The sequence below is a fragment of the Phycisphaeraceae bacterium genome (assembly GCA_015709595.1).
GTDB lineage: Bacteria > Planctomycetota > Phycisphaerae > Phycisphaerales > SM1A02 > CAADGA01.
This window is the reverse complement of the sequence record CP054178.1, coordinates 260,516-275,803: the sequence shown is the minus strand read 5'-3', so window position 1 is coordinate 275,803 and position 15,288 is coordinate 260,516. Positions and strand designations below refer to the sequence as shown.

The 15,288-nt window shown below is 67.4% G+C and carries 11 protein-coding genes and 2 pseudogenes; 9 read left to right on the top strand and 4 right to left on the bottom strand.

The features are described from left to right. Positions 1 to 95: 95 nt before the first annotated feature. Positions 96 to 254, bottom strand: coding sequence for a hypothetical protein (locus tag HRU76_01260; GenBank protein ID QOJ16305.1), 159 nt, complete (start codon positions 252 to 254; stop codon positions 96 to 98). 963 nt (positions 255 to 1,217) lie between these two features. Between HRU76_01260 and HRU76_01255 the strand changes: the two genes are divergently transcribed. The 8 genes and pseudogenes from HRU76_01255 to HRU76_01220 all read left to right on the top strand — a co-directional run bounded on the left by HRU76_01255 (position 1,218) and on the right by HRU76_01220 (position 12,759). Then, complete coding sequence (locus HRU76_01255) at positions 1,218 to 1,697, top strand: hypothetical protein (GenBank protein QOJ16304.1); 480 nt, start codon at positions 1,218 to 1,220, stop codon at positions 1,695 to 1,697. A 143-nt stretch (positions 1,698 to 1,840) separates the two neighbouring features. Further along, entirely contained in the window at positions 1,841 to 2,539 is a 699-nt protein-coding gene (locus tag HRU76_01250; protein ID QOJ16303.1) for a hypothetical protein, read from the top strand. Positions 2,540 to 2,580: 41 nt separating this feature from the next. Further along, positions 2,581 to 3,936, top strand: coding sequence for a TolC family protein (locus HRU76_01245; GenBank protein ID QOJ16302.1), 1,356 nt, complete (start codon positions 2,581 to 2,583; stop codon positions 3,934 to 3,936). Further along, on the top strand, positions 3,933 to 5,636 hold the full coding sequence (locus HRU76_01240; protein ID QOJ16301.1) for an efflux RND transporter periplasmic adaptor subunit: 1,704 nt from the start codon (positions 3,933 to 3,935) through the stop codon (positions 5,634 to 5,636). The genes HRU76_01245 and HRU76_01240 overlap by 4 nt, the downstream gene beginning before the upstream one ends. A 15-nt stretch (positions 5,637 to 5,651) precedes the next feature. After that, a pseudogene (locus tag HRU76_01235) lies at positions 5,652 to 9,334 on the top strand (efflux RND transporter permease subunit). A 141-nt stretch (positions 9,335 to 9,475) separates the two neighbouring features. After that, entirely contained in the window at positions 9,476 to 9,748 is a 273-nt protein-coding gene (locus tag HRU76_01230; protein ID QOJ16300.1) for a cation transporter, read from the top strand. Positions 9,749 to 9,951: 203 nt separating this feature from the next. Then, complete coding sequence (locus HRU76_01225) at positions 9,952 to 10,224, top strand: metal-sensitive transcriptional regulator (GenBank protein QOJ16299.1); 273 nt, start codon at positions 9,952 to 9,954, stop codon at positions 10,222 to 10,224. A 33-nt stretch (positions 10,225 to 10,257) separates the two neighbouring features. Beyond that, complete coding sequence (locus tag HRU76_01220) at positions 10,258 to 12,759, top strand: copper-translocating P-type ATPase (protein ID QOJ16298.1); 2,502 nt, start codon at positions 10,258 to 10,260, stop codon at positions 12,757 to 12,759. Here the strand turns inward: HRU76_01220 and HRU76_01215 are convergent. Beyond that, positions 12,756 to 13,268, bottom strand: coding sequence for a hypothetical protein (locus tag HRU76_01215; protein ID QOJ16297.1), 513 nt, complete (start codon positions 13,266 to 13,268; stop codon positions 12,756 to 12,758). The genes HRU76_01220 and HRU76_01215 overlap by 4 nt on opposite strands. A 163-nt stretch (positions 13,269 to 13,431) precedes the next feature. Here HRU76_01215 and HRU76_01210 point away from each other — a divergent pair. Continuing rightward, a pseudogene (locus HRU76_01210) lies at positions 13,432 to 13,524 on the top strand (DUF2497 domain-containing protein). A gap of 295 nt (positions 13,525 to 13,819) precedes the next feature. On the opposite strand, the gene HRU76_01205 reads toward HRU76_01210, so the two are convergent. Next, positions 13,820 to 14,725: a hypothetical protein gene (locus HRU76_01205; GenBank protein ID QOJ16296.1), complete on the bottom strand. Its 906-nt coding sequence runs from the start codon at positions 14,723 to 14,725 to the stop codon at positions 13,820 to 13,822. Continuing rightward, entirely contained in the window at positions 14,718 to 15,272 is a 555-nt protein-coding gene (locus HRU76_01200; GenBank protein ID QOJ16295.1) for a class I SAM-dependent methyltransferase, read from the bottom strand. The genes HRU76_01205 and HRU76_01200 overlap by 8 nt, the downstream gene beginning before the upstream one ends. Positions 15,273 to 15,288: the final 16 nt, after the last annotated feature.

The following is a 15,288-nucleotide window of genomic DNA, read 5'->3' as shown; positions in this document are numbered from 1 at the left end:
CCCGGCTGCGGAGGGCAGATCGTGGCCTTCGGGGCCATCACGCGGACCTCCGCGAGGTCGGCCAGCTCTGCTGCCCGCTTCCCGCGCCCGCTCGCTCAGACCTCCCTCCGCGTTGGCTTGATCCGCCAGGCGATCTTGCGGATCAGATACGCGCGGTGGCGAGTGCGGCACTTGTGGCCGTGCGGATCCTCATACCGCCGCTGCACGAGGTCGCTTGTGGTCATCTTGCCAAGGTCGTCGAGTTGGCGCTGCATCAAATCAGACATTGAATCTCCCTATCGCATGGGCCGAGAGCGTTAACCCGCGGGCCGCGTTGCGACACTGAGGGCGGCTTCCGGCGAGAGTTCAAGTCCATCGCCGAGAGATCTGGCATGCTCGTCAATCGCCCGCTTGGTCCCGCCTGTCCGCGCCCGTGCGGCACGAACGGCACGCACCACGCCACGCGCAAGGATGCTCGCGATCTCTGCTTCGCGCTCTGCGGGCGTCATGCTGTCCGGGTTCTTCGATGATGTCACGCAACGGCTCCGGGTCCGATCGCCGCGCCCATCGCGGAATCGTCTCGGGCGACGCAAACGCCGAGGCGGTCGCGCGCGGCGATGAACAGGTGGATGGCGATCGGAACGCGGTCGCACAAACGTCGCGGTCGTGACAGTGGGGTTTGCGCGCGCTTCGAGCGGCGTCGCCCGTTAACCCCGCCCGTCCGGAAGAGACATCGAGAGACTTTGGCCGCAATCTGCCCCAAAGGGCCGCCGGTTGGCCGGACGCTGGTTATGGCGGGCGGAAGGCCAGACGACGTCGCCCAAAGCGGGCCCAGCCGCCAACCCTCGCGGAACGTGGGCCAAAACGCGAAAACGCCGCCGAGGTCTCTCGGCGGCGTTCCCTGAAAACCAAAGGGCCGGCTGCTTTCGCAACCGGCCCGGCAATAGAGGACGGGGGGTGGTGTGACGATTTGACTTTCAGAGCCCCAGAGACAGAACGCGCGGATGCGGCCACCCGACGAGTTCAACCCAATATCTCTGGTCGAACTGAGATCGGGAGGCCGCTCGGAGAATCTCACGGCCCGGACTCCCACCCAAGCGACGCGTCGGGCGGGCTCTGGATCGCCGCCGGGGCGCCCACTCCTCGATGCTTCGAAGTTGGCGTTCGGACACCGGAACACCCCACACGCTGTCGGGGGGTTGACGCGGCCATCGTCCACCCGTACACTCCCCCGTAGTATGCTCGCACGTCGCAGCCAAGTCCGCGCCTTCGTCGCCTTGCTCTTGGCGTGCGTGGTGCCGTTCTGCTGCTGCAACCTCCGCATGCTGATCGGCGGCCTGTCGTGCCAGGCCGGCACGCTGCTGCAGGACAATCCCGGCGTGGCTCGCCTGATCGGCACGGCGGATCACGCCCCTGCGACGGGGGCATGCTGTCACGGCAGGTCCGCGAGCGAAGGTGCGAACTCGGATTCGAACTCTGAGAACACCCCAACCGACGACCCGCAGGACTGCTCGTGCGGCAACGACGGTGGCAGGTTGCTCGCGGTCGAGAAGTCGAACGTGGAAGCACCGGTACAGGTCGTCGTGGCGGTCCCTGACTGGACCCAACGGCCTGAACCCCGGCCGCACGACGTGCCCGGCGGCCGTGGGCGCGTCGATGAGGCGGTACCGCGACCTCTGACGTCGCTTTTGCGCATGCACTGCGCGCTCATTGTGTAGCGGTTCGGCCCGGCCGGTGCTCCGGGGTGTCATGGGACACCCCCTCGTCGAGCACGGGCGCCTGACTGCCAATGTGCCCACATCTCAATCCGCTGTTCGCGTGCTCGCGTTCACTGTTCATTCCCGATTGACGGAGGTCCATCATGTTCGTTCGCACAGCCATCGCTCTCGTCGCGTCCGTTTCGCTTGGTACACTGCTGGCCAGCGCTGCCCAGCCCGAGCATCAGGGTCATCATCCCCCCAAGGGGACGCAACCCGACCAGCAACCGGCACGGGCCATCAACGACCGCTGCCCGATCCAAGGTGGGGAGGTCGACCCTGACACCGCGATGCGCGTGTGGAGGGGGCAATCCATCGGCTTCTGCTGCCCTGGCTGCGAAACAAAGTGGGACGCAAAGACCGACGCCGAGAAGGACGCGTTCCTGGGCAAGTTCGTGAAGGTCGGTCCGGCGTCGGCGGCGGTCGACTTGGCCCGGCGGTTCCACGCGGCGCGGGCCGCGGGAGATACGTCCGCGCTTGATCGCCTCTTTCTGAGCGGCGGCAGGGCCACGGTGCTCCAGAACGGCAGTGACGCGGGGACCTGGGAGCGTTACCGCGAAGAGTATCTCAAGCCTGAACTTAAGGTTCTCGGTGCGAGCACGTGGCGGACGGTGACCGAGGCCGAGACCCCGTTTGGCACCGCGACGCTCGTCAGCCAGACGGTGACGTTCACGGCGGGCGAAGGGGCCAAGAAGAAGGTGCTGTCCGTTGCGGTCACGCTGGTGATCGTTGATGATGGCGGCACGCCGAAGATCGCCCATATGCACTGGTCCTCGCGCGACACCACGTCTGACAGGAAGTGAGGCACGCCATGAGACGGACTGTTCCTCGGAGGATTGCTGCCGTGGTCATCGTTCTTTCCGCGGCTCTGTTGGCGGGCTGCGCCGGCAGGCCCATCGCAAGCGAGCGGCAAGCGAGGGCCGACCTGGAGAGTGTCCGATCGGTCTACCGGCCCGGCGACGCGAAGCCACACCTGCCCCTGCTCACGACCGAGTCGCCGCTGGCGGAGTACCTGCGGTACGCCATCCTCAACAATCCGCGTGTCGAGGCGTCGTACTACGCGTGGGCGGGCTCGGTTGAGCGCATCACCCCGGCCCGGTCGCTCCCTGATCCGCGGCTGACCTTCGAGGCCGACATCACCGACATGCTGGAGGCGGTGATGCCCGGGCTCATGCTCGACCTGCCCGGGCCGGGCAAGTTGCGCGCAGCCGGAGACGTGGCCGCGGCGGAGGCGCGGGTGGGGTACTTCGGATTCGAGCGCCAGGTGCTCGCGGCCGCGTATGCCACCAAGTCCGCGTACATCCGGCTGCACTTCCTGAGCGACACGATCCGAGTTCAACGCGACGCGCTCGCGCTTCTCGGAGATGTTGAGTTGCAGGCGCAGCAGCAGGTCGGTGCCGGTCGGGGCACGATTCAGGATGTGCTGCGTGCTCAGATCGAGCGGGATCAACTCGCCAATCAGATCGCCAACCTGGAAGATTCGCGGAGCGTACTGGAGGCGGAGTTTCGGGCCGCTCTCGGTCACTCCCCGGGCGACGTGTCCGTACCCATCCCCGGCACGTTCGAGGTCGGCACGCCACCCCCTTCTGCTGACGCGGTGCTGGCGATCGCCGCGGAACGCAATCCGGTGCTTCGGCAGATGGAGGCCGACGTGCGTCGGGGTACGGCGATGCTCGACCTGGCGCGCACGAGCCGGGTGCCCGACTTCACGATCGGCATCGAGGCGGACGTGAAGGCCAGCCCGATCATGTGGCGACCCACCGCGAGCATGACGCTACCGATCTGGCGTGACAAGATCGAGGCCGAGATCGCCGCGGCACAGGCGGAGAAGCGGTCCGCCGAGGCCCGGCTCTCGGCGGAGCAGATCGCGATCGCGGCCGAGCTGGCCTCGATGCTCTACATGTATCGGGAGAGCGGACGGAACGCGACGCTGTTCGGATCGACGCTCCTTCCCAAAGCGCAGCAGTCGCTTGATGCCGCGCGCTCGGGCTACGCGAGCGGGCGATCCACGTTCCTCGATGTGATCGATGCGCAGCGTCGTCTGCTCGAGTTCGAGCTCGCCACCATCGAAGCGAACGCCCAGCGCGAGCTGGCCATCGCGTCGATCTCCCTTGTGATTGCCGTCGCGACACCGGACGGTGCGCCGGTGCTGCCCGTGACCCCACCGAAGTCTCCGGAGCCCAAGGAGGCCCGTCCATGAAGCGAAGCACCACCATCGTGTCGATCGTTGCTGTGATCGTGCTTGCCGCCGCCGGCGGGTACTGGCTCGGGCGTGGCGACGGTGCGGGGCCTGCACCCAGCGTGGGGCCAGCGGTCGCGGCCTCGCCCGCACCCGCGAAGCAGGTCTACACCTGCTCGATGCACCCGCAGGTCCGGCTGGATCGACCGGGCGATTGCCCGATCTGCGAGATGCCGCTCATCCCGGCGGCCTCGGCGACGGCGACCGCGGCCGGCGAGGCTCCCACGCTTCAACTCTCCGAGCACGCGCGTGCGATGGCGAGCGTGGAGACGGTGGCTATCGAGCATCGCCCGCTGTCGCGTGAACTCCGGGCCGTCGGACGCATCGAGTACAACGAGTCGTCGCTCGCCACGATCACGCCGCGGGTGGACGGGTACGCCGAGCGGCTGTTCGTGAACTTCACCGGCGTGGAGATTCGCAAGGGGGACCACCTGGCCGAGGTCTACAGCCCCGAACTGCTGGTGGCGCAGCAGGAACTCCTCATCGCCCTGCAGGCCGGCGGCGCGGGGGAGGCGCTGGTGAACGTCGCAAAGACACGCCTGCGTCTGCTCGGGCTTACGGACGCGCAGATCGCCGCACTGGTCGACCAGAAGCAGACGACCGACCGCGTCACGCTCTATTCGCCGATCAGCGGCACGGTCATTGAGAAGGCGATCGTCCAGAATGCGTCCTTCAGGGCCGGAGACATGCTCTACCGGATCGCCAACCTTGACTCGGTCTGGGTGTACCTGGAGGTGTACGAGTTCGATCTGCCGTGGATCCGGTACGGCCAGAAGGTGCGGCTTTCTGCGGAGGCCATCCCCGGTCGCACGTTCGAGGGGTTGGTCACGTTCGTTCAACCGATCGTGAACGAGCAGTCGCGGACGGTGCGCATCCCGGTCCACATCGACAACCAGGACCTCGCGCTCAAGCCGGGGATGTTCGTGACGGCGTCGATCTCGGCCACGCTGTCCACCGAGGGACGGGCCGCGCCGACGGGCGTCGAGGGCAAGTTCACCTGTCCGATGCACCCTCAGGTGCTCACGGAGGCGGACGGGGACTGCCCGATCTGCGAGATGCCCCTGGAACAGATTCCGGGCGAACCGACGAGCAGCCCGGCACATCCCGCGGATCACGCCACGCACAGTGACGAGCACGGCGGAGCGGCGGCGGCAGCTCCGTCGCTCGCGGCCAAGTACTTCTGTCCGATGAAGTGCGAGGGCGAGAAGACATACGACGAGCCTGGACGCTGCCCGGTGTGCAAGATGAAACTCAAGGAGGTCGAAGCGGCTCCGGCGGCGGCGGCAAGCACTGCTAGCGGTGTGCTGGCGGTGCCGGTGGCGGCCGTACTCGACTCGGGAACCCGCCAGATCGTGTACGTGGAGAAGGCTCGCGGCCTGTTCGAGCCGCGAGAACTCACGCTCGGGCCGAGGGCGGGCGCGTACTTCCCCGTGCTGTCCGGCCTTTCGGCGGGGGAGCGGGTGGTGACCCGCGGCAACTTCCTGATCGACAGCCAGTTCCAGGTCACCGGGCACCCGAGCCTCTTCTACCCCGGCGGGCTGCACGCGACGATGGGCCATGACCACGGCGGGGCCGCAACGCCCGCTGACGCTCCGGCGCAGCCCGGTGCTGGCGCGGTGCCACCAACAACGCCCGCACCGACCGGCGGCCACAAGCACTGAGCGGAGGAGCAACCCATGGTCAACGCCGTCATTCGCTGGTGCATGAAGAACACGTTCCTGATGACTCTCTTCATCCTCGGCATCTGTGCCGCCGGGTACTGGGCCATCCTCCGGCTGCCGGTGGACGCGATTCCGGACATCGGCGAGAAGCAGGTGATCGTGTACGCCGACTGGGAGGGGCGGAGCCCGCAGGACGTTGACGATCAGGTCACCTATCCGCTCACGACAAGCCTGACCGGCACGCCCGGGGTGAAGGCGATCCGCTCCATGTCGGGCTTCGGGTTCTCGATGGTCTTCGTGATCTTCGAGGACAGCGTGGATTACTACTGGGCGCGGGCGCGCGTGCTCGAGCGGATGAACGTCGCCCAGCAGCGACTGCCCGCGGGCGTGACCCCTGTGCTCGGCCCTGACGCCACCGCGCTCGGTCAGATCTACTGGTACACGGTTGAGGGGAAGGGTTCGACCTCGCCGAACTGCGATCGATCCAGGACTGGTACATCCGTTACCAGCTTCAGACGGTGCCGGGCGTGAGCGAGGTCGCGAGCGTCGGCGGTTTCGTCAAGCAGTACCAGATCGACATCAACCCGGACAAGATGCGGGCGCACCGCGTGACGTTGATGGAGATCGTCGAGGCCGTCGGCAAGAGCAACATCGACGTCGGCGCGAAGGTCATCGAGCAGAACGGCGTCGAGTACTTCATCCGCGGGCTGGGGTTCATCAAGTCTGTAGAGGATCTTGAGCGGGTCATGATCCGCCAGGAGGGGGGCACGCCGCTCTACCTGCGCAGCGTCGCGACGGTCCAGCTGGGCCCTGACTTTCGGCGCGGCGCGTTGGACAAGGGGGGCGTCGAGGCGGTGGGCGGCGTGGTGCTCATGCGGTACGGCGAGAACCCGCGCGAGGTGATCGCGCGGGTCAAGGAGAAGATCGCCCAGCTCGAGGCGGGCCTTCCCCGCAAGACGCTCCCGGGCGGGCGTGTGTCGGGCGTCACACTCGTGCCGTTCTACGACCGCACCACCATCGTGCAGGAGACGATCGACACGCTGAAGTCGGCGCTGTTCGAGGAGGCGCTGATCGCCGGGGTCATCGTGCTGTTCTTCCTGATGCACCTGCGTTCGACCGCGACCGTCCTGCCGACGCTCCCGCTGGCCCTGGCGGGGTCGTTCATCCTGATGTACGTGGTCGGCGTGGACAGCAACATCATGTCGCTGGCCGGGCTGGCAATCGCCATCGGCAGCATCACGGACATGGGGATCATCATGACGGAGAACATCTACCGACGGATCGCGACCGCATCGGCGGAGGAGCGGCGGGAGAAGGGGCACTTCGGCCTGGTGTACGAGGGTGCGACGGAGGTCGGCGGCGCGATCCTCACGGCCGTCACGAACACGATTGTCTCGTTCATCCCGGTGTTCTTCCTGACCGACCAGGAAGGCAAACTCTTCAAGCCGCTCGCGTTCACCAAGACCTTCGCGATCGGCTCGTCGGTGATCCTCGCGATCACGGTGGTGCCCTTCCTGTGCTACTTGCTCTACCGGCCTGTGGCGTGGAAGCACCGGACAACACTCGCGGTCGCGGCCGGCGTCGGGATTCTGGCCACGCTCGCGGCGCACCTGGCCTTCATGTGGGGACTTGGGGGCGCGCACGACCGTGGGTGGCTCGTGGCGGCGGGTGTGGGGATCGGGGTCGGGCTGTGCGTGATCCGGATGACGCGCGAGAAGTTCCAGCCGCTGGAGCGGAACCCGGTGTCGCGGGTCATCGCCCGGGGGTACGTGCCGACGCTCCGCTGGGTCCTCGACCACAAGAGGCTCTTCATGGTGGCGCCGGTGCTGATCCTCTTTGCCGGGCTCTCCGTGTGGCTCGGCATCCACCGCACGCTCGCCCCCGTCGGGTGGGTGGTGAACGCGTTTGCGTCGGAACGGGCCTCGCCACAACTCAAGCACGCCATGTACGAGCCGGGGGACGCTGACATCACACGGCCACTCCTGGAGCTCGACCAGCTGCGCTGGCAACGTGTCCGCGATGCGGGAGGCGCCGAGAGGACCCGCCTTCTCTGGCGTCGCCAGGACCCTGCAGAGCGAGACGCCGAGTCGAGCGCTGGTCTTGCGGTCCTCAAGGAGGGCCGCATCCTCCCCGGCCTGGGCCGGGAGTTCATGCCGCCCTTGGACGAGGGTTCGCTCCTGTACATGCCGTCGTTGCTGCCCCAGGCGTCCCTGTCCCAGGCGGTCGAGGTCAACAGCAAGCAGGACCTGGCGATCGCGAGCGTGCCCGAGGTCGAGAGCGTGGTCGGCAAGATCGGGCGTGCCGAATCCGCACTGGACCCCGCGCCCATCGGGATGATGGAGTCCATCGTCATCTTGAAGCCCGAGAGCCAGTGGCGCACCTACAGGGTTGAACGGTTCTTCTCCGATTGGCCGGGAGTCATCCGAACGCCGCTCTCGTGGATCTGGCCTGAGGAGCGGCGGATCACCAAGCAGGAGATCCTCGCCGAACTCCAGGAGAAGACCGCCATCCCCGGGGTGCTTCCCACGTGGCTCCAGCCGATCCAGACACGGCTGGTCATGCTCCAGACCGGCTTCCGCGCCATGATGGGTGTGAAGATCTTCGGGAGTGATCTTCGCGAGATCGAGAAGATCGGGCTCCAGATCGAGCAGTTGCTCAGAGAAGTGCCCGGTGCAACGGACATCGTTGCGGACCGCATCGTCGGCAAGCCGTACATCCAGATCGAGATCGACCGTGAGCGGATTGCCCGCTACGGCGTCAACATCCGCGACGTGCAGAACGTCATCGAGATGGCGCTGGGTGGGATGAACCTTATGGAGTCTGTCGAGGGACGGGAGCGGTACCCGATCCGGGTCCGGCTCGCCCGCGACTTCCGTGAGGACATGGACGCGATCCAGAGGATCAATGTGCCCTCGTCCACCGGTGCGCAGGTGCCGCTGGCGCAGCTCGCGACAATCTCCACCGTGCTCGGCCCGCAGGAGATCAAGGGCGAGCGAGGACTGCTGGTCGGCTATGTGACCATGAACACGCGTGACCGCGACGAGGTCTCGGTGGTTCAGGACGCCGAGCGCGTGCTGCGCCAGGCGCTCACGGACGGGAGACTGACGCTCCCGCCCGGGTACTACTGGGAGTGGTCCGGGCAGTTCGAGAACCAGGTCCGCGCCACCAAGCGGATGCAGATCCTTGTTCCTATCACGCTCACCATCATGTTCGTGATGCTCTATCTCGGATTCTCGCGCTGGTGGATCGCACCGGTCATCTTCTTCGGCGTGATCGTCTCGGCATCGGGCGGGTTCATCATGCTCGCGCTCTGGGGCGTCAACCTCTCGGTCGCGGTGTGGGTCGGCTTCCTCGTGCTCTTCGGGATCGTGGACGACGACGGCGTGGTCATGTCGACCTATCTCGAAGGGATCTTCAAGGACCGACGGTTTGCTTCGGTCCACGAGATCCGCGAGGCGGTGATCGAGGCTGGTCTCAAGCGGATCCGTCCTTGCCTCATGACGAGTGCCACGTCCGTCTTCGCCCTCATGCCGATCTTCTGGGCGACCGGGCGCGGCGCGGACATCATGCAGCCGATGGCCATCCCATCGGTTGGCGGCATGACCGTGTCGCTGATCACGCTCTTCATCGTGCCCTGCGCGTTCTGCGCGGTGGAGGAGTGGAAGTGGAAGCGCCATCAGCGCACCAAGGCTCGGTGAACAACGCCGTGGCACGCCCATCCCGGCCGTTCTGTGCGGGGGCCACCCTCCCCTGGCGAACTCGCCGGTGCTCGCACGAGCACGATGAATCGAGTTGACATCGATACTGGGGGGGAGTATACTTCACACAGGAGAATCAGCATGAGTTCGACCGGCTATGCGACTGCCAATCACTCGACGTTCACGCTCACCATCGACGGCATGACATGCGGACACTGTGTGCAGGCCGTGACGAAGGCGCTGGTCGGGGTGCAGGGGGTGGGCGTCCGGTTGGTCGTGGTGGGCAGCGCGGAGATCACTGCGCCCGATGGGCTCACTGTTGCCCGAGCCGTTGCCGTGCTCGACGAGGCCGGGTACTCGGCCCGGGTAAGCGAGACCCGTGAGAGCGCTTCCCGCGCTGGGTGCTGCGGGTAACGATGAAGTCCATGGCGAGCGTCAATACATACTCACAAGGAATGAGCAGTCATGAAGAAGCGGGACGCGGCAAAGAACGGGAGAGGCGGCAAGGGCGCGGCGGCGACACCTGACAGGGGTGCCGCGGCGTGCTGCGGGTGCGGCTTGCGGCGGGTCTTGAGGCGGCGCGCGATGGTGTCGGCCCGGGCGCGCACGCATCGGGCGTGGATGCGGCTCTCAAGTCGGCGAACCTCAAGCACCTCCGGCGGATCGAGGGGCAGGTTCGGGGTATCGCCGCGATGATCGACGAGGACCGGTACTGCGCCGACATCATCCAGCAGTGCGCGGCGGTGCAGGAGTCGCTGCGGTCGGTCGCCAAGAACCTGCTCCGCAATCACCTCACCCATTGCGCCAACCACGCGCTCCACGGGGGCAAGGCTCAGCAGGAGGCGATGGTGGAGGAACTTGTCGAACTGGTTGGGAGGATCGCTCGCTGAGCTACCCGGGGGCGATCACAAAGGACACCGCACATGAGCACTGATCGTCACGACTCGACCCCGGCGCATGCGCACGGGTCAGGGGCCGCTCGCACGCTGACAACGTCCGAGGAGCGCTGCGACTTGCCGATCGAGGGCATGACCTGTGCCTCGTGCGCGAACCGGATTGAGAAGCGGCTCGCCAAGCAGCCCGGCGTCTCATCGGCGAGCGTGAACTTCGCCACCAAGGTGGCGACGGTCAAGTACGACCCGGCGGCGACCGGGCCGGAGACGCTCGCCAAGGCGGTGGACGACATCGGATACAAGGCGATCGTGCCCGCAGCCCCTTCCACGGCGGCTGCGGCGGAGCACGGGGCGTTCAATCCCGCTCATGGTCACGCGGGCCACGACCACGCGGCGATGCTGGCTGCACAGGGTGCCGGAGCACACGCCGGGCACGCGATGCGCGGCGGCGGGGGGGGCGAGGACCACTCGGCGCACATGAACGTGGGCGAGGCCGAGACGCGGCGGCTGCTCACCAAAACGATCGTCGGCGCGGCGCTGTCGCTGCCCGTGCTCGTCATCGCCATGTCGCACGGGAAGATCGAGGCGTTCAACGTGCCCTGGATCAACTGGCTCCAGTTCGCGCTCACGACGCCGGTGATGCTCTGGTGCGGCTGGCAGTTCTTTCGCGCCGCGTGGAAGGGTCTGCGGCACTTCAGCGCCAACATGGACACGCTTGTGGCGATGGGCACGGGCGCAGCGTACCTCTACTCGTTCGCGGCGACGATCTGGCCTGGGTTCTTCGCGGCCGTGAGCGGGGCGGGGGCCCACGCCGCACACGCCGAGGGCACGATGGGCGGCATGATCATGGTGCCCGTGTACTACGAGGCGGCCGCGGTCATCATCGTGCTGATCCTGCTGGGCAAGTACTTCGAGGCCCGGGCCACCGGCCGGACCAGCGCGGCCATCAAGCGGCTCATCGGGATGCAGGCCAGGACCGCACGGGTCATTCGAGGTGGGGGTGACGGCACCGAGCAGGATGTGCCGATCGAATCCGTGGTCGTGGGCGACCGTGTGCTGGTGCGCCCGGGCGAGAAGATCCCCGTGGACGGCACGGTAGAGAGCGGCCAGTCCGCGGTGGACGAGTCGATGCTCACCGGCGAGAGCGTGCCGGTCGAGAAGGCGGCCGGCGACAGCGTCTTTGGTGCGACGATGAACACGACCGGCGCGCTGCGGCTGGTCGCGACCAAAGTCGGGGCCGACTCGGCCCTTCAGCAGATCGTGCGGCTTGTGCAGGAGGCCCAGGGCAGCAAGGCCCCGATCGCCCGCCTGGCCGACAGGATCAGCGGGGTCTTCGTCCCGATCGTCATCGTCATTGCCATCGCAGCCTTTGTCATCTGGTGGTTCGTCTCGCCCCCGGAGACTCGGCTCAGCATGGCGCTGGTGACGTCCGTGTCCGTGCTGATCATCGCGTGCCCGTGCGCGCTGGGCCTGGCAACGCCGACGGCGATCATGGTGGGCACGGGGCGCGGCGCGGAAAGGGGCATCCTGATCAAGGGCGGCGAGGCGCTGGAAACTGCGCACAAGCTCACGGCCATCGTGCTCGACAAGACGGGCACCATCACGCACGGCAAGCCCGCGGTGACGGACATCATCCCGGCCCCAGCGGGTGCGGGGGGGACGCTTGACGAGCGCGAGTTGCTGCGGCTCGCTGCATCAGCGGAGCAGCACAGCGAGCACCCGCTCGCGGCGGCGATCGTGCGTGAGGCGACGGCACGCGAACTATCGCTCGCCGAGCCCATCGGCTTCCGGGCCGTGGTCGGGCATGGCGTCGAGGCCACGGTGGACGGGCACGCGGTGCTGGTCGGCAAGGCGGCGTTGCTGGCTCAGCGCGGTATCCAGTCCGCACTAGTGGAGAAGGCCGCGGCACTGGCGGCGATGGGGCGCACGCCGATGTATGTCGCGGTGGACGGCCGCGAGGCAGGGATCGTGGCCGTCGCCGACACGGTGCGACCCGAATCAAGGGATGCCATCGCCACGATGCACGGCCTCGGGCTGCGCGTGGTCATGATGACCGGCGACAACCAGCGGACCGCAGAGGCAGTCGCCTCGCAGGTCGGCGTCGATGTGGTCTTCGCCGACGTGCTGCCCAAAGACAAGGCGGACAAGGTCAAGGCCCTCCAGGGCGAGGGTCACGTCGTGGGCATGGTCGGCGACGGCATCAATGACGCCCCAGCGCTCGCCCAGGCCGATGTGGGCCTCGCGGTTGGAACCGGCACCGATGTGGCGATGGAGTCAGCCGACATCACGCTCATGCGAGGCGACCTCCGGGCCGTGCCCCAGGCCATCGCCCTCTCGCACGCCACGATGCGGACGATCAAGCAGAACCTCTTCTGGGCGTTCATCTACAACGTCGTGGGCATTCCGATCGCGGCGGGAGTGCTGTTCCCGATCACCGGGTGGTTGCTCTCGCCGATCATCGCGAGCGCGGCGATGGCGTTCAGCAGCGTGAGTGTGGTGCTGAATAGTCTCCGACTCCGGCGGGCGGCCTAGATGGAGTACGTCCCTCCGGGTCCGCCGCTGGACTGGCTGCTGGAGCCGCTGCCGCTGCCGGAGCCGGAGGAGGAACTCGACGACATGGACGAGCCGCTGGACTTGCTGGCCGAGGAGGACCCGCTGCTGCTCGAGGAACCGCTGCCGGAACCCGAACCGCTTGAGCTCGACCCCGAACCGGAGGAGTGCGCGGTCGCGGGCATGTCGTTGTGGACCCAGACGCCCTCGGCGGAGAACGTGTTCGTGCCGGGAATGTGGATGGCCACGGTGCGGGTCGGAGCGTCGATACGCTCGACGGTCTCGACGAGTTCCTCAGCAAGTCGCTCGCCGATCAGGTAGTCGCCCTTCTTGAGGAACTCCGCCGACGAGAAGCCCCACTCGTCGCCGCGGCGCATGAGGAACGGGTGCTCGGGCGTGGCCTTGATCCGGCGGTTGATGACCATGAACCCCGTGTGCTCGCCGAGTTTCACGCTGGCGACGCGGCCGACGGTCGGGATCGTGCCGCGCATGCCGTGGTGAGAGAGCCACTGGTACTGGGCGCGGTAGGGGACATCGACCTCGAGGCCGGGGACCTTGATGGTGGCGACGCTATCGCCGGGCTTGAGGTTCTCGATCGTGGTGACGCGGCCGTCGGCCCGCCGGACGAGCGTGCCAAAGAGCAGGCAGTTCGAACCCCCACCCCCGCCACCTCCGCCCCCGCCTCCACCACCTCCTCCTCCGCCACCACCGCCCCCCGATCCTCCACCACCCGAACCGCCGCCTCCAGAGCCGCCGCTGCCCGATCCGCTCCCACCAGACCCGCCGCTGCCTGAGCCTCCGGACCCGCCAGAGCCGGAGCCACCGCTGCCGCCGGAACCCGACCCGCCCGATCCGCCCGAGCCGCTGCTCGACGACCCGCTCGACGAGCCCCCCGATGATCCCGACGAACTGCTCCCGCTCGATGACGACGAGCCCGACGAGGAACTCGCCGAACTCCCCGACGAGCCGGAGCCCGAGCCGCCGGGGCCGCCGGTGGTGGCCCACACCGGGATGTAGAGGAAGTACCGGCGGGGTTCGTCGCTCATCCCTTGTTCTCCTGACTCGGATTCGCGGGCTGATACCACCCGGCGGTGCTGACGGGCTTGCTGCACTCCGCCGCGGCGTCGGCCACGGCCTGTTCGAACCGCACGAACTCGAACGCCTTCAGGGCGCACGACTCGGGGTCGGGCGCACAGTTGAGCACGCGGAAGCGGTGCTGCTCGAAGTGCGGCTTGAGGGCCTCGAATCGCTTCTGGAGGCTCTCGTACAGGATGGTGTTGTGGCGGATCGCGTCCTTGCTTCGGTGCTCGTCGAAGGCGTAGCGCCGCTCGCGGTCCATCCTGAAGTCTGCGCCGAGCAGGTAGACCGTGCGGAAGCCCAGGTAGTGCAGCAGGTGCAGGGCCGCCAGCATGACGCTGCGTTTGCCCTTGATCCCCAGCGAATCGGTGTGTTCCCCGTCCTGACCCCAGTTGATGGTGTCGCTCTTGAGGAACCGGCTGTGGTCGAAATGGTCGCTGCGGCGGTAGAAGAGCACGCCCGGCATCTGTCGCACCTTGAACGCGCTGGCGCGGAACGACCCGTCAGGGTTCTGGACGCGCAGGCGCTTGTCGAAGTGCGACACGGGCACGATCTTCAGGATGCCGGGGTCCTTCCAGCCCGTGTCGATGAACCGACCGGGGTCATCCACGCACATCCACAGCGTCGGGCGGTGCAGCGACCACGCGTTGTTCACGGCCATCGTGACGATGCCGCGCCGGTTGAGTTGGGCCAGGTCGAGCGCCGAGAGCGAAGGCCCCGAGAGGATCAGGAACGCCGAGCGGCCCCTGTAGAAGTCGCACAGCGAGACGGAGTCGAAGTCGGCGGTGTAGAGGCGCACGCCGCTCCGCGCGGGCTTGCGCTGTTTGAGTCCCGCCTGCAATGCCGTGATGTCGCCACCATTCTCACGCATGGTTGAACACCCCCGCGATGTACCCCCCACGAGGATCGCCGAGTCCCTGGCGCACCGTGCCGACGCGGCCGATCCGGTCGAGCCACCACTTCAGCGGCCGCACCGTCGGGTGCAGGCCCTCGCCGTTGACCTTCGTCCTGCTCTCCCGCGTGCAGATCGAGAACACAAAGCCACCGCCCGGCACCGCAATCCGCCGCATCTCGTCGAGCACCTCGTCCACCTCCTCGGGGAGCAGGTGTTCCAGGGCGTCGAAGGCGGTCACCACGTCGGCGATGCCCGCGGAGACCGGCACGCGGTGCATGGGCGCGACGATGTCCGCTTCGGGGAAGGCGAAGTCGATGCCGAGCCCGTCGATCCCGAGCCGCCGCAGGTGCTGGATGAAGAAGTTCCGGCCGCAGCCGAAGTCCACGACGAAGCGAGGCTTCCATCCCTGCACCAGCCGGTACGCGAAACGCCCGTGGTTGGTCGAGCCGTAGGTGCCCCCGGCGTGCGCGGCCAGCGCAAGGTACTTCTTTCGCTCGTGCTCGCGCCGGGCTTCGAGGTCCACGGGGAGGTTCTCGTGG

Excerpts from the sequence above, each read along its gene's own strand:
- HRU76_01260 (QOJ16305.1), bottom strand. The coding sequence starts at position 254 with ATGCAGCGCCAACTCGACGACCTTGGCAAGATGACCACAAGCGACCTC.
- HRU76_01255 (QOJ16304.1), top strand. The coding sequence starts at position 1,218 with ATGCTCGCACGTCGCAGCCAAGTCCGCGCCTTCGTCGCCTTGCTCTTG.
- HRU76_01250 (QOJ16303.1), top strand. The coding sequence starts at position 1,841 with ATGTTCGTTCGCACAGCCATCGCTCTCGTCGCGTCCGTTTCGCTTGGT.
- HRU76_01240 (QOJ16301.1), top strand. The coding sequence starts at position 3,933 with ATGAAGCGAAGCACCACCATCGTGTCGATCGTTGCTGTGATCGTGCTT.
- HRU76_01230 (QOJ16300.1), top strand. The coding sequence starts at position 9,476 with ATGAGTTCGACCGGCTATGCGACTGCCAATCACTCGACGTTCACGCTC.
- HRU76_01220 (QOJ16298.1), top strand. The coding sequence starts at position 10,258 with ATGAGCACTGATCGTCACGACTCGACCCCGGCGCATGCGCACGGGTCA.
- HRU76_01215 (QOJ16297.1), bottom strand. The coding sequence starts at position 13,268 with ATGCGCGGCACGATCCCGACCGTCGGCCGCGTCGCCAGCGTGAAACTC.
- HRU76_01205 (QOJ16296.1), bottom strand. The coding sequence starts at position 14,725 with ATGCGTGAGAATGGTGGCGACATCACGGCATTGCAGGCGGGACTCAAA.